The organism is Nocardioides sp. PD653-B2, assembly GCF_002117935.1.
Lineage (GTDB): Bacteria > Actinomycetota > Actinomycetes > Propionibacteriales > Nocardioidaceae > Nocardioides.
The window spans coordinates 43,068-64,964 of the sequence record NZ_BDJE01000034.1 but is presented as its reverse complement, the minus strand read 5'-3'; the positions used below and the strand labels follow the sequence as shown (position 1 = coordinate 64,964).

The 21,897-nt window shown below is 71.8% G+C and carries 25 protein-coding genes; 8 read left to right on the top strand and 17 right to left on the bottom strand.

Annotated elements, in window-relative coordinates; translation table 11 throughout:
* Positions 1-16: 16 nt before the first annotated feature.
* On the bottom strand, positions 17-469 hold the full coding sequence (locus PD653B2_RS15355; protein ID WP_085873263.1) for a MaoC family dehydratase: 453 nt from the start codon (positions 467-469) through the stop codon (positions 17-19).
* A 34-nt stretch (positions 470-503) separates the two neighbouring features.
* Between PD653B2_RS15355 and PD653B2_RS15350 the strand changes: the two genes are divergently transcribed.
* Together PD653B2_RS15350 and PD653B2_RS15345 are read left to right on the top strand one after the other, a co-directional pair.
* Positions 504-1,598, top strand: coding sequence for an adenosine deaminase (locus tag PD653B2_RS15350; RefSeq protein ID WP_085873262.1), 1,095 nt, complete (start codon positions 504-506; stop codon positions 1,596-1,598).
* On the top strand, positions 1,595-2,068 hold the full coding sequence (locus tag PD653B2_RS15345; RefSeq protein ID WP_085873261.1) for a DUF3592 domain-containing protein: 474 nt from the start codon (positions 1,595-1,597) through the stop codon (positions 2,066-2,068). Before PD653B2_RS15350 ends, PD653B2_RS15345 begins: the two co-directional genes overlap by 4 nt.
* 61 nt (positions 2,069-2,129) lie before the next feature.
* On the opposite strand, the gene PD653B2_RS15340 is transcribed toward PD653B2_RS15345, so the two are convergent.
* From PD653B2_RS15340 to deoC, 5 genes are all read right to left on the bottom strand, one after another.
* The gene (locus PD653B2_RS15340) at positions 2,130-2,549 is read right to left on the bottom strand and encodes a hypothetical protein (RefSeq protein WP_085873260.1); all 420 of its coding nucleotides are present in this window, start codon (positions 2,547-2,549) and stop codon (positions 2,130-2,132) included.
* A complete protein-coding gene (locus PD653B2_RS15335; RefSeq protein WP_207559229.1) occupies positions 2,546-3,121 on the bottom strand; it encodes an ATP-binding protein in 576 nt (191 codons plus the stop codon). The genes PD653B2_RS15340 and PD653B2_RS15335 overlap by 4 nt, the downstream gene beginning before the upstream one ends.
* Before the next feature lie 112 nt (positions 3,122-3,233).
* Complete coding sequence (locus tag PD653B2_RS15330) at positions 3,234-4,106, bottom strand: aldehyde dehydrogenase family protein (RefSeq protein ID WP_085873258.1); 873 nt, start codon at positions 4,104-4,106, stop codon at positions 3,234-3,236.
* Positions 4,103-5,536: an aldehyde dehydrogenase family protein gene (locus PD653B2_RS15325; RefSeq protein WP_085873257.1), complete on the bottom strand. Its 1,434-nt coding sequence runs from the start codon at positions 5,534-5,536 to the stop codon at positions 4,103-4,105. The genes PD653B2_RS15330 and PD653B2_RS15325 overlap by 4 nt, the downstream gene beginning before the upstream one ends.
* Before the next feature lie 6 nt (positions 5,537-5,542).
* Entirely contained in the window at positions 5,543-6,505 is a 963-nt protein-coding gene (gene deoC / locus PD653B2_RS15320) for a deoxyribose-phosphate aldolase (protein ID WP_089503981.1), read from the bottom strand.
* 53 nt (positions 6,506-6,558) lie between these two features.
* On the opposite strand from deoC, the gene PD653B2_RS15315 reads away from it, so the two are divergent.
* Entirely contained in the window at positions 6,559-7,188 is a 630-nt protein-coding gene (locus PD653B2_RS15315; RefSeq protein WP_085873255.1) for a hypothetical protein, read from the top strand.
* A gap of 10 nt (positions 7,189-7,198) precedes the next feature.
* Here PD653B2_RS15315 and PD653B2_RS15310 read toward each other — a convergent pair whose 3' ends face one another.
* Complete coding sequence (locus tag PD653B2_RS15310; RefSeq protein WP_085873254.1) at positions 7,199-8,836, bottom strand: phospho-sugar mutase; 1,638 nt, start codon at positions 8,834-8,836, stop codon at positions 7,199-7,201.
* 18 nt (positions 8,837-8,854) lie between these two features.
* Here PD653B2_RS15310 and PD653B2_RS15305 point away from each other — a divergent pair, with 18 nt between their 5' ends.
* Positions 8,855-9,292 carry an SRPBCC family protein gene (locus PD653B2_RS15305; protein WP_085873253.1) on the top strand — a complete coding sequence of 146 codons (438 nt, stop codon included), beginning with the start codon at positions 8,855-8,857 and terminating at the stop codon, positions 9,290-9,292.
* Here the strand turns inward: PD653B2_RS15305 and PD653B2_RS15300 are convergent.
* The 9 genes from PD653B2_RS15300 to PD653B2_RS15260 form a co-directional block, all read right to left on the bottom strand.
* On the bottom strand, positions 9,271-9,870 hold the full coding sequence (locus PD653B2_RS15300; protein WP_085873252.1) for a hypothetical protein: 600 nt from the start codon (positions 9,868-9,870) through the stop codon (positions 9,271-9,273). The genes PD653B2_RS15305 and PD653B2_RS15300 overlap by 22 nt on opposite strands.
* A 57-nt stretch (positions 9,871-9,927) precedes the next feature.
* A complete protein-coding gene (locus tag PD653B2_RS15295) occupies positions 9,928-10,377 on the bottom strand; it encodes a VOC family protein (RefSeq protein WP_085873251.1) in 450 nt (149 codons plus the stop codon).
* A gap of 19 nt (positions 10,378-10,396) precedes the next feature.
* Positions 10,397-10,975, bottom strand: a complete 579-nt coding sequence (locus PD653B2_RS15290; protein ID WP_133058863.1) for a hypothetical protein — start codon at positions 10,973-10,975, stop codon at positions 10,397-10,399.
* Between the two features lie 49 nt (positions 10,976-11,024).
* A complete protein-coding gene (locus PD653B2_RS15285) occupies positions 11,025-12,029 on the bottom strand; it encodes an aldo/keto reductase (RefSeq protein ID WP_085873249.1) in 1,005 nt (334 codons plus the stop codon).
* An 8-nt stretch (positions 12,030-12,037) separates the two neighbouring features.
* Entirely contained in the window at positions 12,038-12,433 is a 396-nt protein-coding gene (locus PD653B2_RS15280; protein ID WP_207559228.1) for a MerR family transcriptional regulator, read from the bottom strand.
* Positions 12,434-12,466: 33 nt separating this feature from the next.
* On the bottom strand, positions 12,467-13,267 hold the full coding sequence (locus PD653B2_RS15275; RefSeq protein ID WP_085873247.1) for an NAD-dependent epimerase/dehydratase family protein: 801 nt from the start codon (positions 13,265-13,267) through the stop codon (positions 12,467-12,469).
* 73 nt (positions 13,268-13,340) lie between these two features.
* The gene (locus PD653B2_RS15270; protein WP_085873246.1) at positions 13,341-13,985 is read right to left on the bottom strand and encodes a TetR/AcrR family transcriptional regulator; all 645 of its coding nucleotides are present in this window, start codon (positions 13,983-13,985) and stop codon (positions 13,341-13,343) included.
* 1 nt (position 13,986) lies between these two features.
* On the bottom strand, positions 13,987-14,790 hold the full coding sequence (locus PD653B2_RS15265) for a purine-nucleoside phosphorylase (RefSeq protein WP_085873245.1): 804 nt from the start codon (positions 14,788-14,790) through the stop codon (positions 13,987-13,989).
* Positions 14,791-14,851: 61 nt separating this feature from the next.
* On the bottom strand, positions 14,852-15,304 hold the full coding sequence (locus PD653B2_RS15260) for a gamma-glutamylcyclotransferase family protein (RefSeq protein ID WP_085873244.1): 453 nt from the start codon (positions 15,302-15,304) through the stop codon (positions 14,852-14,854).
* A 59-nt stretch (positions 15,305-15,363) separates the two neighbouring features.
* Here PD653B2_RS15260 and lpdA point away from each other — a divergent pair, with 59 nt between their 5' ends.
* The 4 genes from lpdA to PD653B2_RS15240 all read left to right on the top strand — a co-directional run bounded on the left by lpdA (position 15,364) and on the right by PD653B2_RS15240 (position 20,712).
* Positions 15,364-16,755 carry a dihydrolipoyl dehydrogenase gene (lpdA, locus tag PD653B2_RS15255; RefSeq protein ID WP_085873243.1) on the top strand — a complete coding sequence of 464 codons (1,392 nt, stop codon included), beginning with the start codon at positions 15,364-15,366 and terminating at the stop codon, positions 16,753-16,755.
* Between the two features lie 123 nt (positions 16,756-16,878).
* Entirely contained in the window at positions 16,879-18,273 is a 1,395-nt protein-coding gene (locus PD653B2_RS15250; protein ID WP_242665298.1) for an NAD(P)H-quinone dehydrogenase, read from the top strand.
* A 22-nt stretch (positions 18,274-18,295) separates the two neighbouring features.
* Positions 18,296-19,435: a SpoIID/LytB domain-containing protein gene (locus PD653B2_RS15245; protein ID WP_085873241.1), complete on the top strand. Its 1,140-nt coding sequence runs from the start codon at positions 18,296-18,298 to the stop codon at positions 19,433-19,435.
* Positions 19,436-19,533: 98 nt separating this feature from the next.
* Complete coding sequence (locus tag PD653B2_RS15240) at positions 19,534-20,712, top strand: SpoIID/LytB domain-containing protein (RefSeq protein WP_085873240.1); 1,179 nt, start codon at positions 19,534-19,536, stop codon at positions 20,710-20,712.
* Here PD653B2_RS15240 and PD653B2_RS15235 read toward each other — a convergent pair.
* The gene (locus PD653B2_RS15235) at positions 20,699-21,880 is read right to left on the bottom strand and encodes a benzoate/H(+) symporter BenE family transporter (protein ID WP_085873239.1); all 1,182 of its coding nucleotides are present in this window, start codon (positions 21,878-21,880) and stop codon (positions 20,699-20,701) included. The two genes, PD653B2_RS15240 and PD653B2_RS15235, sit on opposite strands and share 14 nt — an antisense overlap.
* Positions 21,881-21,897: the final 17 nt, after the last annotated feature.

Sequence of the window (21,897 nt, the reverse complement as noted above, 5' to 3'; positions counted from 1 at the left end):
CCGCCGGGTCGACCTGTCAGGCGAGGAGGAGGACGACCGTCTCGGCGACGCAGGCGGGCTTGGGCTCGCCCTCGATCTCGATCGTGTACGTCAGGGTCAGCTGCTTGCCGGCGGGCAGGTCGGCGACGTCGGCGAGGGTCACGTGGGCGCGGATCCGCTTGCCGACGAGCACCGGGTGCGGGAAACGGACCTTGTTGGCCCCGTAGTTGAGCTTGGCACCGGGGGTGTCGAGCGCGAAGACCTGGCTACCGAGGAACGGCACCAGCGAGAGCGTGAGGTAGCCGTGCGCGATGGTGCCGCCGAACGGCCCGTCCGCGGCGCGCTCCACGTCGACGTGGATCCACTGGTGGTCGCCGGTCGCCTCGGCGAACCGGTCGACCCGGTCCTGCTCGACCGTCAGCCAGTCGGAGGTGCCGAGCTCCTCGCCACGGGCGGCGGAGACTTCGTCGAGGGTCGTGAACACGCGCATGCAGCGAACCTATCCAATCTGGAAGGATCGCCGTATGACGCCCACCCATGACCAGGTCCACCGGGCGCCGAAGGTGCTCCTGCACGACCACCTGGACGGCGGGCTGCGACCGCAGACGATCATCGACCTGGCCGCCGAGATCGGCCACCGGCTGCCGGTGCCCGAGGCCGAGCTGAACGCCGAGTCGCTCGCCAGGTGGTTCGCCGAGGCCTCCGACTCGGGGACGCTGGTGCGCTACCTCGAGACGTTCGACCACACCGTCGCCGTGATGCAGACCGGGCCGTCCCTCACCCGGGTCGCCCGCGAGTGTGTCGAGGACCTCGCAGCCGACGGGGTCGTGTACGCCGAGATCCGCTACGCCCCCGAGCAGCACGTGAGCCAGGGGCTGACCCTCGACGAGGTGGTCGCCGCCGTCCAGGAGGGCTTCGACCAGGGCGTCGAGGCATCCGGTGGGCGGATCGTCGTACGCCAGCTGCTCACCGCGATGCGCCACCAGGCGCGCTCGATGGAGATCGCGGAGCTCGCCATCGCGTGGCGCGACCGCGGGGTCGCGGGCTTCGACATCGCCGGTGCCGAGGCGGGCTACCCGCCCACCCGGCACCTCGACGCGTTCGAGTACCTGCAGCGCGAGAACGCGCACTTCACGATCCACGCCGGTGAGGCCTTCGGGCTGCCGTCCATCTGGCAGGCGATCCAGTGGTGCGGGGCCGACCGGCTCGGCCACGGCGTGCGCATCATCGACGACATCACCGTGCACGACGACGGCTCGGTCGAGCTCGGCCGCCTCGCGGCCTACGTCCGCGACCAGCGGATCCCGCTGGAGATGTGCCCCTGGTCGAACGTGCAGACCGGTGCCGCCGCGTCGATCGCGGAGCACCCGATCGGGCTGCTGAAGAAGCTGCGCTTCCGGGTCACCCTCAACACCGACAACCGGTTGATGAGCCAGACCTCGATGACCCACGAGATGTGGTCGCTCGTCGAGACCTTCGGCTACGGGCTGCGCGACCTCGAATGGTTCACCATCAACGCCATGAAGTCGGCGTTCCTGCCCTTCGACGAGCGGTTCGCGATGATCTCCGACCTGATCAAGCCGGCGTACGCCGCGCTGCGTGAGGAGGCCACCCCGTGACGATCCACGTCGTGCCGTCGGTCCTGCTGCTCGGCGTGGGTGCTGTGCTCGCGGTCGTCGCGGCCGGCCTGTTCCTGCGCGGCCTGCGCCAGCGCCGGATCGCGGTCGGGTTCCTCGACCGTGCGGTCCCGACCACCGCCGAGGTCGTCGAGGTCGAGGCCAAGGACGTCGCCTTCGGCGGCGAGCCCGACACGCGCTACTACCCGCGGGTCCGTTTCGTCGCCGCCGACGGCAGCACGGTCGAGGCCGAGTCGATGACCGACAGCGCGCTGCCGCCTCCCCACGTCGGTGAGACCGTCGAGGTCCTCTACGACCCCGAGCGTCCCGAACGGGTCGACCTGGTCCGACGCGCCGACCGGATCGACGGGGTCGGCCGGACGTCGTTCCTGATGGGCTGGCTGGTGCTGTCCGTGGCCCTGGCCACCCCGATGGCGTGGCTGGTGCTGGTCCTCGTGGTGTGGACCAGCTGACCTCACTGCCCCAGCGAGGGCAACGCAGCCAGGTGCGTGCCGTGGGCCCCGGACCAGTGCCTCAGGACGGCAGGACCGACCACCAGCGGACCTGCCACCGGGAGGTCTCGAGCGGGACGACGGCTCCGCGCGCGGGATCGTAGGCGTGGAGGCCGTCGTCCTGCACGTCCAGCACCAGGACGACGTGCCGGGGCAGCCACCGGGTGCCGAGGTAGACCGGGACCGGCTGCGGCAACGCGGCGAGGACCTCGTCGTACCGGAACCGGCGCACCCGGCCGCCCCGCCCTCGACTGCGCAGCTCCCGGGCGACCGCCCACGGGGTGGTGCCCAGGGCGCGCGGCCACCAGCGGTTGACCCGGCGGTGCATCGCGAGCACCTGCCGGTCGAAGTCGGGCCACGGACCGGACAGGTGCTCGGCCACCACCAGCACCGACGGCCCGCAGGTGCGGCTGTCCGGCTGTCGCGGCCAGCTGGTGGTCATGCGTGGATCAGCGCGTGCGCCTGGTCGGAGGTGACCGGCGTGCAGCCCCGCTCGACCGCGTGGGAGACGACCCGCTGCTGGTCGCGCATGAGAGCCAGCCCCCGGCGGACCAGGACGAGCGGCGGCTTGCGGTGCTCGCGCAGGTCGCGGGTGAGCCGTCGCCAGAAGGTCACCATCGGGTGCTGGCGCACGCAGTACGCCGCGGCCAGCAGCCCCGCCTGGCGGCACGGCGGCACGACCTCCTGGGCGAAGATGCCCTCGGCGATGAACAGGTCGTGACCGTCGAGATCGACGACGTGGCTGCCGTGGCGGCCGTTGTGGGCGATGTCGTAGACCGGCACCTCCGCGCGACCGTCGCGGCACAGGGCCTCGATCGCGGCCAGGGCGTCGTCGAGCAGCCACGACGCGGGGTCGTCCCAGTCGACGAGGCCGGCGTTCGCGCCCTCGGTGATCCGCGGGAGCGTGGGGTCGTCGCCGTCCTTGTAGAAGTCGTCGAGCCGGAGCACGGGGAGGCCGGTGCGCTCCGCGAGGCGGGACTTACCGGCGCCTGACGGACCCGCCAGGACGATCACACGCGCATGGGCGCTCTGTCTCGACACGCCGGTCGCGACCTCCTCCGTCGGTCGCGCGGCTGCTCGACCTGGCTGCCGGGTCTCAGCCTTCGCGGGCTCAGGCTGAGGCACCTCAGACGCCGATGGGGTGCCAGACCGTCTTGGTCTCGAGGAACGCCGTCATGGCGTCGAGACCGGGGTTGACGGCCCAGTCCGGCTCGGCGGCCGGTGCCCGGCGCACCCGCTTGAGGTTGTCGGCGGCCGCGACCTCGAGGTCGGTGGCGAGGCCGAGGTCGCCCGCGACGCCGACCAGGTCGATGGCGTTGACGTCCATGTGCGAGGCCAGCCACGGGGCGACCGTGGGCGCGGAGCCGGTGAGGATGTTGACCACGCCGCCGGGCACGTCGGAGGTGGCCAGCACCTCGGCGAAGTTCACGGCCGGCAGCGGGCGCTCGTACGACGACACGACCACCACCGTGTTGCCGGTGACGATCACCGGCGCGACCACGCTGACGAGGCCGAGCAGCGAGGACTCCTGCGGCGCGAGCACCGCCACGACGCCGGTCGGCTCGGGCGTGGAGAGGTTGAAGTACGGGCCGGCGACCGGGTTGGCGTTGCCGACGACCTGGGTGATCTTGTCGGCCCAGCCGGCGTACCAGACCAGCCGGTCGATGGCGGCGTCGACGACCTTCTCGGCCTTCGAGGCCGTCAGGCCCTCGGACTGGACGACGGCCTGCACGAACTGCGGGCGGCGGTCCTCCATGACCTCGGCGATCCGGTAGACGATCTGCGCGCGGTTGTAGGCCGTGCGTCCCGCCCACGGGCCGAAGGCCTTGCGGGCCGCGGCGACGGCGTCGCGGGCGTCCTTGCGCGAGGCGAGGGCCGCGTTGGCCACGAACTTCCCCTTGCTGTCCTTGACCTCGTAGGAGTACGCCGACTCCGAGCGCGGGAACGCGCCGCCGATGTAGAGCTTGTACGTCTTGCGGACGTCGATGCGGTCGCTCATCGCAGGTAGGCCTCCAGACCGTGGCGGCCGCCCTCGCGGCCGTAGCCCGACTCCTTGTAGCCGCCGAAGGGGCTGGTCGGGTCGAACTTGTTGAACGTGTTGGCCCAGACGACGCCGGCGCGCAGCTGGCTGGCGATCTTGAGGATCCGCGAGCCCTTCTCGGTCCAGATGCCGGCCGAGAGGCCGTACGGCGTGTTGTTGGCCTTCTCGACCGCCTCGGCGGGGGTGCGGAAGGTCAGCACGGACAGCACCGGGCCGAAGATCTCCTCACGGGCGATCCGGTGGGCCTGGGTGACACCGGTGAAGATCGTGGGCGGGAACCAGAAGCCGTGCTGGGGCAGCACGCACTCCGGCGACCAGCGCCCGGCACCCTCGGCCTCGCCGATGTCGGAGAGCTCGCGGATCCGGGCCAGCTGCTCGGCGGAGTTGATCGCGCCGACGTCGGTGTTCTTGTCGAGCGGGTCACCCACGCGCAGCGTGGACATCCGGCGCTTGAGCTTGGCGAGCAGCTCGTCGGCGATCGACTCCTGGACCAGCAGCCGCGAGCCCGCGCAGCACACGTGGCCCTGGTTGAAGAAGATGCCGGTGACGATGCCCTCGACGGCCTGGTCGAGCGGGGCGTCGTCGAAGACGATGTTGGCGGCCTTGCCGCCGAGCTCGAGGGTGACCTTCTTGTCGGTGCCGGCGACGGTGCGGGCGATGGCCTTGCCGACATCGGTGGAGCCGGTGAAGGCGACCTTGTCGATGCCCGGGTGGGCCACCAGTGCCTGGCCGGTGCCGCCGGCGCCGGTGATGATGTTGACGACGCCCGGCGGGAGGTCGGCCTGCTGGCAGATCTCGGCGAAGAGCAGCGCGGTCAGCGGCGTGGTCTCGGCCGGCTTGAGCACCACGGTGTTGCCGCAGGCGAGGGCCGGGGCGATCTTCCACGCCAGCATGAGGAGCGGGAAGTTCCACGGGATGATCTGGCCCGCGACACCGAGCGGCCGCGGGTCGGCGCCGCGTCCGGCGTACTCCAGCTTGTCGGCCCAGCCGGCGTAGTAGAAGAAGTGGGCGGCGACGATCGGGATGTCGACGTCGCGCGACTCCTTGATCGGCTTGCCGTTGTCGATCGACTCCAGCACGGCCAGCTCACGGCTGCGCTCCTGGATGATCCGGGCGATCCGGTAGAGGTACTTGGCGCGCTCGCGGCCCGGCATCCTCGACCAGACCCGGTCGTAGGCCCGGCGCGCGGCCTTCACCGCGGCGTCGACGTCGGCGTCGTCGGCCTCGGCGACCTCGGCGAGGACCTCCTCGGTGGCGGGGCTGATCGTCTTGAAGGACTTGCCGTGGCCGTCGACGAACTCGCCGTTGATGAAGAGGCCGTAGGACGGCTTGATGTCGACGATGCTCCGCGACTCGGGGGCCGGTGCGTAGTCGAAGGGAGTGGTCACAGGGAATCAGTCCAACGTGAAGTAGTCGGGACCGGAGTAGCGGCCGGTGGTCATCTTGGTGCGCTGCATGAGCAGGTCGTTGAGCAGCGTGGAGGCCCCGAAGCGGAACCAGTCGGGGTCGAGCCAGTCCTGGCCGGCGACCTCGTTGACCATCACGAGGTACTTGATGGCGTCCTTCGCGGTGCGGATGCCGCCCGCGGGCTTCACGCCGACCATCTGGCCGGTCAGCTCGCGGAAGTCGCGGACCGCCTCGAGCATGACCAGGGTGACCGGGAGGGTGGCGGCGGGCTGGACCTTGCCGGTCGAGGTCTTGATGAAGTGCGCGCCGGCCATCATCGCGAGCCAGCTGACCCGGCGGACGTTGTCGTAGGTCTGCAGCTCGCCGGTCTCGAAGATCACCTTCAGGTGGGCGTCCTCGCCGTTGGACCTGGCACAGGCGGCCTTGACGGCGACGATCTCGTCGTAGACCCGCTGGTAGTGGCCGGCCAGGAAGGCGCCACGGTCGATGACCATGTCGATCTCGTCGGCGCCGGCCTCGACCGCGTCGCGGGTGTCGGCGAGCTTGATGTCGAGGGCCGCGCGGCCGCTGGGGAAGGCCGTGGCGACGGAGGCGACGTGGACGCCGCTCTCGCCGAGCGTCTGCTTCGCGGTGGCGACCATGTCGGGGTAGACGCAGACGGCGGCGGCGGCGGGACAGGTGGGGTCGGCGGGATCGGGGCGCATCGCCTTGGCGGCGAGGGCGCGCACCTTGCCGGGGGTGTCCTGGCCCTCCAGCGTGGTCAGGTCGACCATCCGGATCGCCAGGTCGAGCGCATAGGCCTTCGCGCTGGTCTTGATCGAGCGGGTCCCGAGCCCGGCGGCGCGTGCCTCGGCCCCGACCTGGTCGACACCGGGCAGGCCGTGCAGGAACTGTCGCAGGGACGATTCCGTTCGGGTCACGTCGTCGAGGACGGTGGGGGTGCTGGTCACCGACCCAGCATAGGGTTGTCGTTGCGACACGCCACAAACCGGAGAGAGCAGGCATGACCGAGCACCACACCGACGCCGTCGTCGAGCGGTTTCCGCCGACGAACGGCCGGTTCAGCGGCATCCTCGGCCTGGTCACCGCCACCGTGGTCTTCGTGCTCGCCCTGGTCGCGGGAGACACCGGGCGTCCGGCCGGGGTGGCCATCGGCGCCGTCCTCGGGGCGATCCTGTGCTGGGCGGCGCTGCTGCGCCCAGCCGTGTGGGTCACGCACCACGACCTGGTGTTGCGCGGGATGTTCCACACCGACCTGCTCCCGCTGGCGGCGATCGACCGGGTGGTCGTCACGCAGGTGCTCGCGGTCGGTGTCGGAGGCAAGCGGTACGTGTCGCCGACGGTCGGCTACTCGGCGCGCCAGACCGTGATGGTCAGGCGGCTGAGCCGGCTCCACGACCCGCAGAGCCAGGTCCCCGAGACGCCCCCGGTGCGGATCAAGAACTCGCCCCAGATGTTCGTCGAGGAGCGGATCCGCCTGCTCGCGCAGGACAGTCGCGAGCAGCGCAGGATCGCGAAGGACTCACCCGAGCAGGAGGCGCTCGCCGCCGGCGTGCGCCGTACCTATGCCTGGCCGGAGATTGCCGCCGCCGCCGTCTGCGTGGTCGCCTTCGCGGTCTGGCTGGTCCGCTGAGCGCTGCGGTTCAGATCCCGGCGGCTGCCTTGATGCCGTCGCGCAGGGCGTCCAGTCGACCGGCGGCCGCGATCCGGGCTGCGTCCACGCCGTCCTCGGGGTTCACCGGCACGACGACCTCGAGGTAGCACTTGAGCTTCGGCTCGGTGCCGCTGGGCCGCACGATCACCCGCGCTCCGTCGGCGAGCAGGTAGCGCAGCCCGTCGGTGGGCGGCAGGTCGGCGCTGCCGACGGACAGGTCGTCGGCGCGCTCGACCGCGAGACCACCGAGCTCGGTCGGTGGAGTGGCGCGCAGCCGCCCCATGGCGGCCGCGATCTCGCCGAGGTCGGTCACCCGGACCGACAGCTGGTCGGTGGCGTGCAGCCCGTGCTGGACCGCGATGTCGTCGAGCAGGTCGACCAGGCTCCGCCCCGCGGCCTTCGCCTCGGCCGCGAGCTCGCAGAGCAGCAGCAGCGCGGAGACGCCGTCCTTGTCGCGCACGTGCTCCGGGTCGACGCAGTAGCCCAGCGCCTCCTCGTATCCGAACGCGAGGCCCTCTACCCGGCCGATCCACTTGAAGCCGGTGAGGGTCTCGACGTACGGCTGGCCGGCGGCCTTCGCCATCTTCCCCAGCAGGCTCGACGACACGATGCTGGCCGCGTAGGTGCCCTGTTTGCCGCGGCTCAGGAGGGCGTGGGCGAGCAGGGCGCCGACCTCGTCGCCGCGCAGCATCCGCCAGCCGTGCGGGTCGGGGACGGCGGCGGCGCAGCGGTCCGCGTCCGGGTCGTTGGCGACCACGAGGTCGGCGCCGCGGGCCCGGGCGAGCGCCATGGCGAGGTCCATGGCGCCGGGCTCCTCGGGGTTGGGGAAGGCGACGGTGGGGAAGTCGGCGTCCGGCTCGGCCTGCTGCTCGACGACCCAGGGCTCGTCGAAGCCCGCGGCCTCGAGGACCCGGGCGACGGTCGTGCCGCCGACGCCGTGCAGCGGCGTGTAGACGATGGTGAGGTCGCGCGGGCCGTCCACGGCCAGCCCGGCGACGGTGTCGAGGTAGTGGTCGACGATCTCCTCCTCGAGGAGCTTGCCGCCGCCGCCGCGCGGGATGTCGGCCAGCGCCCCGACGGCGGCGATCCGGGCCGCGATCTCGGCGTCGGCCGGGGGCACGATCTGGCTGCCGTCGCCGAGGTAGACCTTGTAGCCGTTGTCCTCGGGCGGGTTGTGGCTCGCGGTCACCATCACGCCCGCGGCGCAGCCGAGCTCGCGGATCGCGAACGCCAGCAGCGGCGTCGGCAGCGGACGGGGCAGCAGGTAGGCCTTGAGGCCGGCACCGGTCATGACCTCGGCGGTGTCGCGGGCGAAGACGTCGGAGTTGTGGCGGGCGTCGTACCCGATCACGACCGAGCCGTGGGTCACCCCGGAGTCGAGCAGGTACCGGGCCAGCCCGGCCGCGGCCCGGGTCACGACGACCCGGTTCATCCGGTTCGGTCCGGCGCCGAGCGCGCCGCGCAGGCCCGCCGTACCGAACTCGAGGGTGCCGTCGAAGCGGTCCGCGAGGTCGGCGGGGTCGCCACCGGCCTCGACCGCCGCGATCACGGCCTCCAGCTCGGCGCGGGTCTGGGGGTCGGGGTCATCGGCTGCCCAGACGCGGGCGGCGGCGAGCAGGTCGGTCATGGAGGGCACGATACGAGGGTGAGCCCGTCCTTCGCCTTCCGGGACAGCTGGCAGGTCGACGCGCCCGTCTCGGCGGTGCACGACGTGCTGCTCGACCTCGAGCGCTATCCCGACTGGTGGCCGCAGGTCGTCGCGGTCGCCTCCCTCGGGCCCGACGACGCGCGGGTGCTCTGCCGCTCGACGCTGCCCTACACGCTCGACCTCGTGCTGCACGCCTCGAACCGGTCGGCGGGGTTGCTCGAGGTCGACGTGTCGGGCGACCTCGCGGGGTCGGTGCGGTTCGCGCTCACGGCGGTCGACGGGGGGACCCGGCTGGACTTCTCCCAGGAGGTCAGGGTGGGCGGTCTGCTGGGCGCGGCGTCGTACGTCGCCCGACCGGTGCTGCGCTGGAACCACGACCAGATGATGGCCGGCTGCATCGCGGGTCTGCGCTCTCAGGCGCAGGACCTGCGGTAGGTCTCGTTCACCGTCTGACGGCTGGTGCCGCTGCCGGCGTCGTCCTGCCACGAGATCTCGACCCCGCGGAACCTCGCCACCCCGGCGATGTCCAGCGGCAGGAAGTAGTTGTACCAACCGGGCGCCACCCGGGCGCCGGCCAGCGGCGTGCGCCGGGCCCAGCGCAGGTCGTCCTTGCGTCCGTCCGCGGGCTCCGTGCCGAGCCAGCCGCCCGACAGGGGGAGGTCACCCTGCCGCCGCCGCGAGATCGTGACGTCGCCGATGGCGATCCCGTCCGCCTCCGGGAGATCGAGAGCGGTCAGGGTCATCGGGCGCAGCACCTCGAGCTGGTCGACCATCAGCATCGGTCCCTGGACCTCGGAGCACGACACTCCGCCGTACGAGCCGAAGGCGATGGGGTCCTCGGCCCCCGGCGACGGCGTCGGCGTCGACGTGGCGCTCGGGCTCGGGGTGGTCGCGGCTGACGTGGCCGCGGTGCTCGGGGAGGCCTCCGGCGCGGTCGAGTCGGAGGAGCAGCCCGCAGCGAGCAGGGCGGCCACGGCGAGGACCGCGGCTGCGGTGTTGCGGGGAGGAGTCACTCCCCTGGAGTTCCATCGGGGGCTGCCTCCCAAACACGGGACCACCGCGAGCCGCGATCAGGCGATGCAGAACTCGTTGCCCTCGGGGTCGTGCATGAGGGCGAAGTAGGAGTCGGGGCCGACGGTGCGGTGGCCCAGCGTCGCGCCGGCGGCGACGACCTCGGCGACCTTCGCCTCGACGATGGCGCGGCGCTCGTCGATGCTCAGGGTCGGGTCGCGGTCGGTGGCGTAGACGTCGAGGTGGAAGCGGTTCTTGAGCGTCTTGTGCTCGGGCACGATCTGGAACCAGATGTTCGGCCCGCGGCCGGACGGGTCGTGGATCCGGTCGACCAGGTCCTCCGGGTCGCCGGCCAGCTCCTCCTCGGGCACGCCCCGGGACCGGTACCAGTCGACCCAGCTGTCGAAGCCGGCCGGCGGAGGTTGGATCTCGTAACCGAGCAGGGGAGCCCAGAACCGCACCAGGCGGGCCGGGTCGTTGGCGTCGATCGTGAGCTGCCACATCACCATGCGGGCACCGTAGACCTGGCTACCGACACGAGTCCTTGAAGTCCGAGACCCGCTCGGCCTCGTCGACTCCGGGGACGTCGCCCTCCGACCAGGTGACCTGCAGCGCGTCGAAGTGCGCACTCGGCGGGCGGACCCTGAGGGGGAGGAAGAAGTAGTACCGCCCAGGCTCGAGCTGCGCGCCTGCCAAGGGCTTGCGCTGGTCCCATCCGAGGTCACGCCGGGACCGCGGGCTCGGCTGGGGGCCGGGATAGCTGCCCGACCAGTCCGGGCCCCTGTCCGGTCGGGCGACCACGCTCGGCGCCCCGTGGACGACGTTGACGTCGCCGACGAGGCCCGCCTTCTCGAGAGTCACGGGGCGGGTCACCCGCATGCTGCCCACCTCGACGACCATGCCGCCGCGGGTCTGGCACGACGACCCGGGGTAGCCCCGCAGGACGACCGCCGGCTTCGCGGGGTCGGTCGTCGGCGCGCTCGTCGACGAGGTCGGCGTCCTGCTCGGCTCCGGGTCCGGGGAGCCGTCCGGCGAGGAGCCCTCCGACGAGCAGCCGGCGGCGAGCACGAGGGCGGCAGCAGCAGCCACGGCGCGGGTTCGGGTCATGCCGTGAGGTATGGCCCCCGGGGCACGACCCGAAACTCCGGCCCCTCGCTCAGGCGTCGATCGAGCTCATGTCGCCGTACCGCTCGCCGACCACGGCGTCCCGGGGGACGGCCTGGTCGAGCGCCGCCAGGTCGTCGTAGGTGAGCTCGACGTCGGCGGCACCGACGTTCTCCTCGAGGTAGGCCACGCGCTTGGTGCCGGGGATCGGCGCGACCCCCAGCTCGTCGTCGCCCTGGGCGAGCACCCAGGCGAGCGCGAGCTGGCCGGGCGTGCAGCCCTTGTGGTCGGCGATCGCGCGGATCCGGTCGACGAGCTCGAGGTTGGCGCGCAGGCCCTCGCCGTTGAGACGGGGGAAGTACGCCGAGCGACGCGAGTCGTTCTCCTCCAGGTTGGCCTCGGAGGTGATGGCGCCGGTGAGGATGCCGCGCCCGAGCGGGGAGTACGGCACCAGGCCGATGCCGAGCTCGCGGAGGGTCGGCATGATCTCGTCCTCGAGGTCGCGGGTGAAGAGCGAGTACTCGCTCTGCAGTGCGGTGATCGGGTGCGTGGCGTGCGCCTTGCGGATGGTCGAGGCGGAGGCCTCGGAGAGCCCGAGGTGACGGACCTTGCCGGCAGCGACGAGCTCGGCCATCGCGCCCACGGTCTCCTCGATCGGGACGCTCCGGTCGACGCGGTGCTGGTAGTAGAGGTCGATGTGGTCGACGCCGAGCCGCTGGAGGGAGGCGTCGCACGCCGACCGCACGTACTCCGGCGAACCGTTGATGCCGAGGCGGGTGCCGTCGGGCAGCCGCTCGTTGCCGAACTTGGTCGCGAGCTGGACCTCGTCACGTCGGCCGGCGATCGCCTTGCCGACCAGCTGCTCGTTGGTGAACGGGCCGTACATGTCCGCGGTGTCGAGGAAGGTCACGCCGAGGTCGAGGGCGCGGTGGATGGTCTCGATCCCCGAGGCCTCGTCGCTGGTGCCGTAGAACTCCGACATGCCCATGCAGCCGAGGCCGAGCTGGGAGACGGCGAGCGGGGAGGTGGTCCCGAGGGTGCGCTTCTGGATGGTCATGGCACTACTCAAACGGTTGGAGTGCGCCCCAGGTCAAGTGCGGCGTCCACCTTGTCGATGTAGATGCCGATCTTGCGGTCGATCGCGCCGAGGTGCTCCTGCACCTCGGCCAGCTGGGCGAGCACGTGGTGGCGGTGCGCACGGAGCAGGTCGAGCCGAGCTTGCTCGTTGCCCTCGCCCTGACGGACCAGCGCGGCGTAGCGGCGTACGTCGCGGATCGGCATGCCGGTGCCGCGCAGGCAGTTGAGCAGGCCGATCCAGCGCAGGTCGGCGTCGGTGTAGCGGCGGTGGCCGGTCGTCGAGCGGCCGACCGGCTGCAGCATCAGCCCGTCGCGCTCGTAGTAGCGCAGCGTGTCGGGCGTCAGGGCGGTCGCGGAGGCGGCCTGGGCGATGGAGTAGCTCACCCGGCCAGTGTCACTCCTGGAGTGCACTCCAGGTCAAGACGAGCGGTCGAGCGCCGGCCGCTCGAACTCGGCGGTGGCGTACGGGCCGCCGACGTGGCCGGCCTCCGCCTCGTCCGACGGACCGGGCCGGACCGAGGAGAGGAAGTCCTCGGCGTCGTCCTGCGGCTCGTAGCCGAGGGCGCGGCCGGGCTCGAGGTCCCACCAGGCGCGGGTGTTGTCCGAGATGCCGTAGAGGACGGCGAAGCCGGGCGCGGTGGCGGTCAGGGCGGCGTCGACCATCCGCACGCAGTCGTCGGGGGAGAGCCAGGTCGCCAGGTGGCGCACCGTCTCCGGCCGCTCGAGGAAGGAGCCGATCCGGCAGGACACCGCGTCGATGCCGTAGCGGTCGGCGTACAGGCTCATCAGGGCCTCGGCGGCGACCTTGCTGACGCCGTAGAACGTGTCCGGCCGCGGGGGGACGTCGATCCCGAGCAGCTCGGTGCGCGGCGTCCGGCCGACCGCGTGGTTGGAGCCGCCGTAGACGATCCGGGTGACGTCGTGCTCGACCATCGCGTCGAGCAGTGCCGCGGTCGTGACCACGTGCGACGTCAGCGAGTCGGGGAGGCTGGCCTCGCCGGGGTGGCCGGCCATGTGGACGACCGCGTCGAAGTGCTCCTCGTCGAAGACCTCGGCGACGGCATCCGGGTCGGCGCAGTCGCCGGTGTACCAGGGACCGACGTGTCCCTCGGGCTGCGGGACGCGGTCGAACCCGACGATCTCGTGCCCGCGGTCGACGAGGCCGAGGGTGAGCGCCCGGCCGATGCTGCCGGCGGCGCCGCTGAGGAGGACCTTCACGCGGGAAGGCTATCCGGGCTCTCGCGGGGCCCGGCGAACCGCGCCCGATCCAGCCGGATCGCGGGGCCGGTGCTCAGAGGCCTCGCGATTCGTCCATGGGTGCGGTCGCCATCCCGGTAGCCATCGAGACCAGGTTCGCGACGAACCGCTCCGTCGTCAGCTGCGGGCGCCCCGGGGTCGTTCTCTCGGTGGCGCGGGCCCGGTCGGCGACCGAGCGCAGGATGAATCCGGTCACCAGGGCGAGCCGCTCGTTGCGCAGCGCCTCGTCGTACGCCGCGAGTCGCTCCGCGAGCAGCGCGTAGACGGCGTAGCCCCCGGTGCGTTCGAGCGCCTCCTCGACCTGGGGGGAGACCCGGTCGAACTCGTCGACCAGCTGGCCGACGATGACGAGGTACCGGCGACCGGACGGTCCGGTCTCGGCGAGCTCGACCGAGGGGCGGACGATCGCCTCGATCACGGAGGCGATGTCGTCGGCGGGCGTCGTGCGGGCGTGGGCGAGCAGCGCGCGCTCGCGCTCGGCGAGGAACGCCGCGTGCTGCTCGAGCACCTCGACGAGCAGGCCGTCGCGGGAGCCGAAGTGGTAGTGCACGGCGCCCCGGTTGCGTTGCCCGGCGCGGCGGGTGATCTCGACCAGCGAGGCGCTGAAGACGCCGTGCTCGGCGAACGCCTCGGTGGCTGCCTCGACGAGGCGGGTGCGGGTCTCCTCGGCCGCGGCCATCTCAGATCCGCGGGACGATCCGACCCAGGAGCTCGCCCATGCGCGACGCCGCCGCGCGTCCGGCCTCGAGCACCTCCTCGTGGTTGAGCGGCTCGCCGCTGATGCCCGCGGCCAGGTTGGTCACCAGGCTGATGCCGAGCACCTCCATCCCGGCCTCGCGCGCGGCGATCGCCTCGAGCGTCGTGCTCATGCCGACCAGGTGGCCGCCGATCGCGCGCACCATGCCGATCTCGGCGGGCGTCTCGTAGTGGGGGCCGGGGAACTGGACGTAGACGCCCTCGTCGAGGCTCGGATCGACCTCGCGGCACATGGCGCGGAGCCGGCTGCTGTAGAGGTCGGTGAGGTCGACGAAGTGGGCGCCCTCGATCGGTGACTTCCCGGTGAGGTTGATGTGGTCGCTGATGAGCACCGGCGTGCCGGGCTCCCAGGTCTCCTTGAGCCCGCCGCAGCCGTTGGTCAGCACGATGGTCCGGCACCCGGCCGCGGCCGCCGTACGCACCCCGTGCACGACCGCCGCGACGCCCTTGCCCTCGTAGAAGTGGGTGCGGCTCAGGAAGACGAGCAGCTGCTTGTCGCCCGCCCTGACCGAGCGGATCTTGCCGGAGTGGCCGGCCACCGCCGCGGCCGAGAAGCCGGGCAGGTCGGTGGTCGCGATCTCCGCGGTCGCCTCGCCGAGGGCGTCGACCGCCGGCAGCCAGCCGGAACCGAGGACGAGCGCGACGTCGTGGCGCTCCACTCCGGTCAGCTCGGCGAGCTCGTCGCCGGCCTGCTGGGCGAGGGCGTGGGGGGTGTCCGGGTCCGTCACGGAGGTGACTCTAGTGCGACGTCATGCGGCGTCGATCGGTCACCTCGGCATCAGCCGCCCCCTACATCCCGATGGAGCGGCAGGGGCGGCGGCGGAGGGCGGCGACGTAGTCGGCGGGGGCGTCAGCGGCCTCGGCGGCGTCGGCGAGGAGGCCGAGGTACGACGCGGAGGGGAGACCGCCCTCGTAGGCGTCGAGGACGTAGGTCCACACGACGATCTCGCCGGTCAGGGTGGCGACCCGGACCTTCGTCTTGCGGTAGAGGCCGCGGTCGGCGGCCTCCCAGCCATCGAGGGCCGACTCGTCCTCGCGGGTGATGTCGTAGACCGCGACGAACACCTGGTCGATCGGGTCCTCGACGATCGTCGAGAGGGCGCCGTCCCAGCCGTGCTCCTCGCCCCCGAAGGTGAGCCGCCAGCCCTGGAGCCAGCCGGTCGTCGAGAGCGGGGAGTGCGGGCACCGCTCGCCCATCCTGGCGGGATCGAGGTTCGTCCCGTAGGCGGCGTAGAGCGTCACGCGAGCAGAGTAGTAGAGCCGATGGGTGTGTCCCCGCTCACGTCAGTAGGCTGGCGGGCGTGACCACGCACTTCAACGTCCTTGTCCTCGGTGCCGGCCCCGGCGGGTACGTCGCCGCGATCCGCGCCGCCCAGCTCGGCCAGACGGTCGCCGTCGTCGAGGAGAAGTACTGGGGAGGTGTCTGTCTCAACGTCGGTTGCATCCCGTCGAAGGCGCTGCTGCGCAACGCCGAGATCGCCCACATCATCACGAAGGAGAAGGACGTCTTCGGGATCAGTGGCGACGCGACGATGGACTACGGCACCACCCACAAGCGCAGCCGCGGCGTCGCCGAGGCGAGCGCCAAGGGCGTCCACTACCTGATGAAGAAGAACAAGATCACCGAGATCGACGGCTGGGGCACCCTCACGAGCCCCACCGAGCTCGAGGTCGACAAGGACGGCACGAAGACGTCGTACACGTTCGACAACCTGATCATCGGCACCGGCGCGAAGACCCGCCTGATCCCCGGTACGACGCTCAGCGACCGGGTCGTGACGTACGAGGAGCAGATCCTCACCGACCAGCTGCCCGGGTCGATCATCATCGCCGGCTCCGGCGCGATCGGCGTCGAGTTCGCCTACGTGATGGTCAACTTCGGCGTCGACGTGACGATCGTCGAGTTCCTCGACCGGATGGTGCCGACCGAGGACCCGGACGTGTCCAAGGAGCTGCTCAAGCAGTACAAGAAGCTCGGCGTGAAGGTGCTGCTGTCCACCAAGGTCGAGTCGATCGACGACAGCGGCGAGAAGGTCAAGGTCGTCGTCAGCAAGGACGGCAACCAGGAGACCCTCGAGGCCGACAAGGTCCTCCAGGCGATCGGCTTCGCGCCGCGGGTCGAGGGCTACGGTCTCGACGCCGCAGGCGTCAAGCTCACCGACCGCGGCGCCATCGAGATCGACTCCCGCGGCCGCACCAACGTCGACAACATCTACGCGATCGGCGACGTGACCGGCAAGCTGATGCTCGCCCACACCGCCGAGGCGATGGGTGTGGTCGCCGCCGAGACGATCGCCGGCGCCGAGACGGTCGAGATCAACTACGACATGATCCCCCGCGCGACGTTCTGCCAGCCGCAGATCGCGTCGTTCGGCTACACCGAGGAGCAGGCCAAGGAGAAGGGGTACGACGTCAAGGTCTCGACGTTCCCGTTCTCCGCCAACGGCAAGGCCCGCGGCATGGCCGAGGGAGTCGGCTTCGTGAAGATCGTGGCCGACGCCGAGTTCAACGAGATCGTCGGCGCCCACATGATCGGCCCCGAGGTCACCGAGCTGCTGCCGGCGCTGACGCTGGCCCAGCAGTGGGACCTCACCGCCGACGAGGTCGCGCGCAACGTCTTCGCCCACCCGACGCTCGGCGAGGCCATGAAGGAAGCCATCGAGGGCATCGCCGGCCACATGATCAACCTCTGAGGCCAGCAGGCACCGAGCCTGCGAGTCGGCTGCCTCGGGCGACGAGGTCGAGTGCCGCCGGGGCTGAGGAACGAAGCCGCGATGCGGTGTAACGAGACCCAGGGAGACGAGAGGAATGACCGAGTGAGCGAACGCGTCGTCATCATCGGGGGTGGCCCCGGGGGGTACGAGGCCGCTCACGTCGCCGCCCAGCTCGGCGCCCAGGTCACCGTCGTCGACACCGACGGGGTCGGCGGCTCCGCGGTCCTCACCGATTGCGTGCCCAGCAAGACCCTGATCGCGACCGCCGAGGTGATGAGCGACCTCTCCGGCGCCGCCGAGCTCGGGGTGAACTTCCACGACTCCGAGGGCGACGCCGCCACCGGGATCCGGGTCGACCTCGGCCGGGTGAACACCCGGGTCAAGCAGCTGGCCGCCGACCAGTCCGCCGACATCGGCCGCCGGCTGACCCGCGACGGCGTCACGGTGGTCCAGGGCCGCGGCAGCCTGGCCGGCCCCGACCGCGTGCTGGTCACCAAGCCCGACGGCGGCGAGGAGATCCTGCGCGCCGACGCCGTCCTGCTCGCCACCGGCGCCTCGCCGCGCACGCTGCCGACCGCCCAGCCGGACGGCGAGCGGATCCTCACCTGGGAGCAGGTCTACGACCTCAGCGAGGCCCCGACCGAGCTGATCGTGGTCGGCTCCGGCGTCACCGGCGCCGAGTTCGCCAGCGCCTACCTCAACCTCGGCATCCCCGTCACGCTCGTCTCCTCCCGCGACCGCGTGCTGCCCGGCGAGGACGCCGACGCGTCCAAGGTGCTCGAGGACGTCCTCACCCGTCGCGGGATGAAGGTCCTGTCCAAGTCCCGCATGGAGTCGGTGACCCGGGACGGCGACGTCGTCACGGTGACGCTCACCGACGGTCGTACCGTCCAGGGTTCGCACTGCATCCTCGCCCTCGGCTCGGTCCCCAACACGGCCGACATGGGGCTGGAGGAGTCGGGGGTCATCCTCACGGACGGCGGGTTCGTCAACGTCGACCGCGTGTCGCGTACGTCGGCCCGCGGGGTCTACGCCGCCGGCGACTGCACCGGCGTGCTCATGCTCGCGAGCGTCGCCGCGATGCAGGGCCGGATCGCGATGTGGCACTTCCTCGGCGACACCGTGCACCCGCTCGACCTCAAGAAGGTCTCGTCCAACGTCTTCACCGCCCCCGAGATCGCCACCGTCGGGTGGTCGCAGCAGGCCGTCGACGCGGGAGAGATCCAGGCCGAGGTGGTCACCCTGCCGCTGTCCGGCAACCCGCGCGCGAAGATGCAGGGCGTCCGGGACGGGTTCGTGAAGCTGATCTGCCGTCCCGGCACCGGCATCATCGTCGGGGGAGTGGTCGTCGGGCCCCGCGCGAGCGAGCTCATCCACCCGGTCTCGATCGCCGTCGCGGAGTCCTTGACAACCGATCAGCTCGCTCAGGCGTTTACGGTGTACCCGTCGATGAGCGGTTCGATCGCCGAAGCCGCTCGTCGTCTGCACCACATCTGACGCCTGACTCTCGGGAGTGCCCATGGTTCGACGGCTCGCCATGTCCCTGCTCGCCGCCGCGGTGACGGCGCTGATCGCGCTTCCCGCGCAGGCCGCGCCCGACCGCGAACCCGCGAGCATCACCGTCACGACACTGGGCAACGGCCACGGCAAGGGCCTGTCGCAGTACGGCGCCCGCAATCGTGCGACGGACGGGCAGACCTACCGGGAGATCGTCCAGCACTACTACCCGAGCACCTCCTGGGGCACCGCCGGCGGGACCATCCGGGTGCTGCTCACCGCGGCTCCGGAGGGCTCGGTGGTCGTCGCCGCACGGTCCGGCCTGAAGGCGCACAGCCTCGGCAACGGCCGGACGTGGACGCTGCCCACGAAGCGCGACGGCAAGACCGTGAAGAAGTGGCGGGTCACGCCCGCGGGCGCCCGGTCGCTGATCTCCTACCGGACCACCTCGTGGCGCGACTGGAAGAAGCCGAAGGGCGACGCCGAGCTGTCCGCGGGCAACCAGCCCCTGACCCTGGACGGCGGCTCGACCTACCGCGGCGCGATCCGGCTGACCGAGGCCGGTGCGGTCAACGTGGTCGGCATCGACGCCTACCTGCGCGGCGTCTTGTCCCAGGAGGTGTTCGCCTCGTGGCCCGCCGACGCGCTCCGTGCGCAGGCGGTCGCCGCGCGCACCTACGCCGTGTTCGAGCGCGGCAACGTCCCCGCCAGCCGCGACTACGACCTGTGCGACACCGCGGCCTGCCAGATGTACGGCGGGGTCGGTGCCGAGACGTCCGCGACGGACGCCGCCGTGAAGGCGACCGCCGGCGAGATCCTGACGTACGGCGGCGCCCCGATCTTCGCCCAGTTCTCTGCCAGCAACGGCGGCTACAGCGTCGACGGTGGCTACCCCTATCTGGTGCCCGAGGAAGATCCCTACGACCACGGCTACCCCGATGACCCGCACGCCACGACCTTCACCGGCGACCAGGTGACCCGGCACTGGACGGGGCTGGGGGACCTGGTGTCGGTCGAGGTCACCGAGCGCGATGGCAACGGCCCGAACGGTGGCCGCGTGACCGAGGTGCTCGTGACCGGGACCGAGGGCAGCGTGCACGCGACGGGCTCGCAGTTCCGCTCCTACCTCGGCCTCAGGTCCACGCTCTTCACCATCAGCTGAACTACAGATCTGTAGTTCGCCCGCACGCATTGCGGGACTGCTGTGACCCGTGATGCGCTTGGGTTTCACATCCGTCACACCCGTCCCGGAAGTCCTTCATGCGCGCGCTCTCGACCCTGCTCACGGCGGGCCTGCTCACGCTGAGCGGCATCCTCGCCCCGGCCGACGCCGCCACCGCGACGGACGTCTGGAAGGTCCCGGGCGACGCCACCATCACGATCAAGGGGCACGGCTACGGCCACGGCCACGGCATGTCGCAGTACGGCGCCGAGGGCGCCGCCCGCGAGGGCCTGACCTACACCCAGATCGCCGAGTTCTACTACCCCGGCACCACCTGGGGCACCGGCAAGGGCCGGGTCACCGTGCTGATCAGCGCCGACACCACCGATGACCTGATCGTCGAGCCGCGCTCGGGGCTGACCGTGCGCGACACGGCCGGTGGGGAGCGGGTCGCGCTGCCCGACAACGGTGCCTCGCGCTGGAAGGTCGACATCGGCAAGGACGGCGTCAACCGGGTGTCCTTCCGCACCCAGAAGTGGCACCGCTGGAAGGTGCTGAAGGGCGACGGCGAGTTCTACGCCGCGGGCGACCCGATCACGCTGGTCACGCCCGGCGGCGAGCGCGCCTACCGCGGCCGGCTGCGGGCCGTCACGTCGTCCGGGTCGCGGGTGACCGTCAACGACCTCAGCCTCGAGAGCTACCTCAAGGGCGTCGTGCCGCTGGAGATCCCCGCGTCGTGGAGCCCCGAGGCGGTGCGCGCGCAGGCGGTCGCGGCGCGCACCTACGCGGCGTACGAGCGCAAGCACCCGCAGTCGAGCGCCTACCAGCTCTGCGACACCACGTCGTGCCAGGTGTACGGCGGCTACAGCGCCGAGTACGACGCCTCCAACCGCGCCGTCGACGCCACGGCCCGCCGGATCCTGCTGTCGGGCGGCGAGCCGGCGTTCACCCAGTTCGCGTCGAGCAGCGGCGGGTGGACCTCGGCCGGGTCGGTGTCGTACCTGCCGGCCAAGAAGGACCCCTACGACGGCTGGTCCGGCAACCCCGTGCACACCTGGTCGCAGAAGGTCGACGACGGTCTCATCGAGCGCACCTGGCCCTCGGTCGGCAACCTGACGAAGATCGCGGTGACCAGCCGGGACGGCAACGGTGACTGGGGCGGCCGGGTCCGCTCGATCACGCTGACCGGCAGCGCCGGCAGGGCCGTGGTCTCGGGCGACACCTTCCGCTCGATGCTCGCGCTGCGCTCGACCTGGGTGACCTTCAAGGTCGGCTGACGCCGCCCGGCCGCAGCAGGGGCCGCAGCACCAGGCCGGCGAGCAGTGCCCAGAAGGCGGCGCCGACGCCCAGGATCGTGACGCCGGAGGCGGCGACCACGAAGCACACGACGGCCACCTCGCGGTCGTGCTCGTCGGCGAGGGCGCCGGCCAGCGCCGAGCCGAGCGTGCCGAGCAGCGCCAGCCCGGCAGCCGCCTGCATGACGTCGCCGGGGGCGGCCGCGACCAGGGCGGTCAGGGCACCGCAGGCGAGGGCCAGCGCCAGGTAGGTCGCCGACGCCGTCACCGCGGCGATCCACCGCCGGCCGCGGTCGGGTCCGGCCATCGGTCCGGCGGTCATCGCAGCGGTGATCGCCGCGAGGTTGATCGCGTGCCCGCCGAAGGGGGCGCCGACCAGGGTGCCGATCCCGGTGACCGTCATGGTCTCGCGCCACGGCACCTGGTAGCCGAAGCTCGAGGTGACCGCCACGCCGGGCACGTTCTGGGAGGCCATGGTGACGATGTAGAGCGGGATCGCGATGCTCACCACGGCCGCGACCGTCCAGTGCGGCGTGGTCCAGGTGACCGTCGGGAGCAGGTCGGCGGGCGCGACCGACGACCCGGCCGTCACGACCACGACGAGCAGCGCGACGGCGAGCGCGACCGGCACCGCCCAGCGCCGCGAGACGCGGTGCATCACCACCCAGGCGAGCACGACCGGACCGACGTACGCCGGCGAGTCCGCGAGCCCGGTGACCGGCTCCAGGCAGATCGGCAGCAGGACGCCGGCGAGCATCGCGCGGGCCAGGGAGACGGGGATCCGGGCGATCAGCTCGCCCAGTGCCGGGACCAGGCCGGTGAGCACGATCAGGCCGCCGGCGACCGCGAAGGCGCCCACGGCGGCCGCCCAGCCGCCGGTGACCGCGCCCGTCGAGACGAGCAGCGCTGCTCCCGGCGTCGACCAGGCGAGCGTGATCGGGGTGCGGTGACGGACGGCGAGCCACAACATGCCGAGCGCCTGCGTGACGAGGAGGGCGAGCAGGCCGGACGCGGCCTGCGCGGGGCTCGCCCCCACGGCGGTCAGGCCGGCGAGCACCACGACGAAGGAGCTGCTGGAGCCGACGAGCGCCGTGACGATCCCGGCGACGACGGGGGTGCCCTCGTGGTGTGTCGTGGCGGCCTGGGTCATGGCAGACTCCGTTCTGT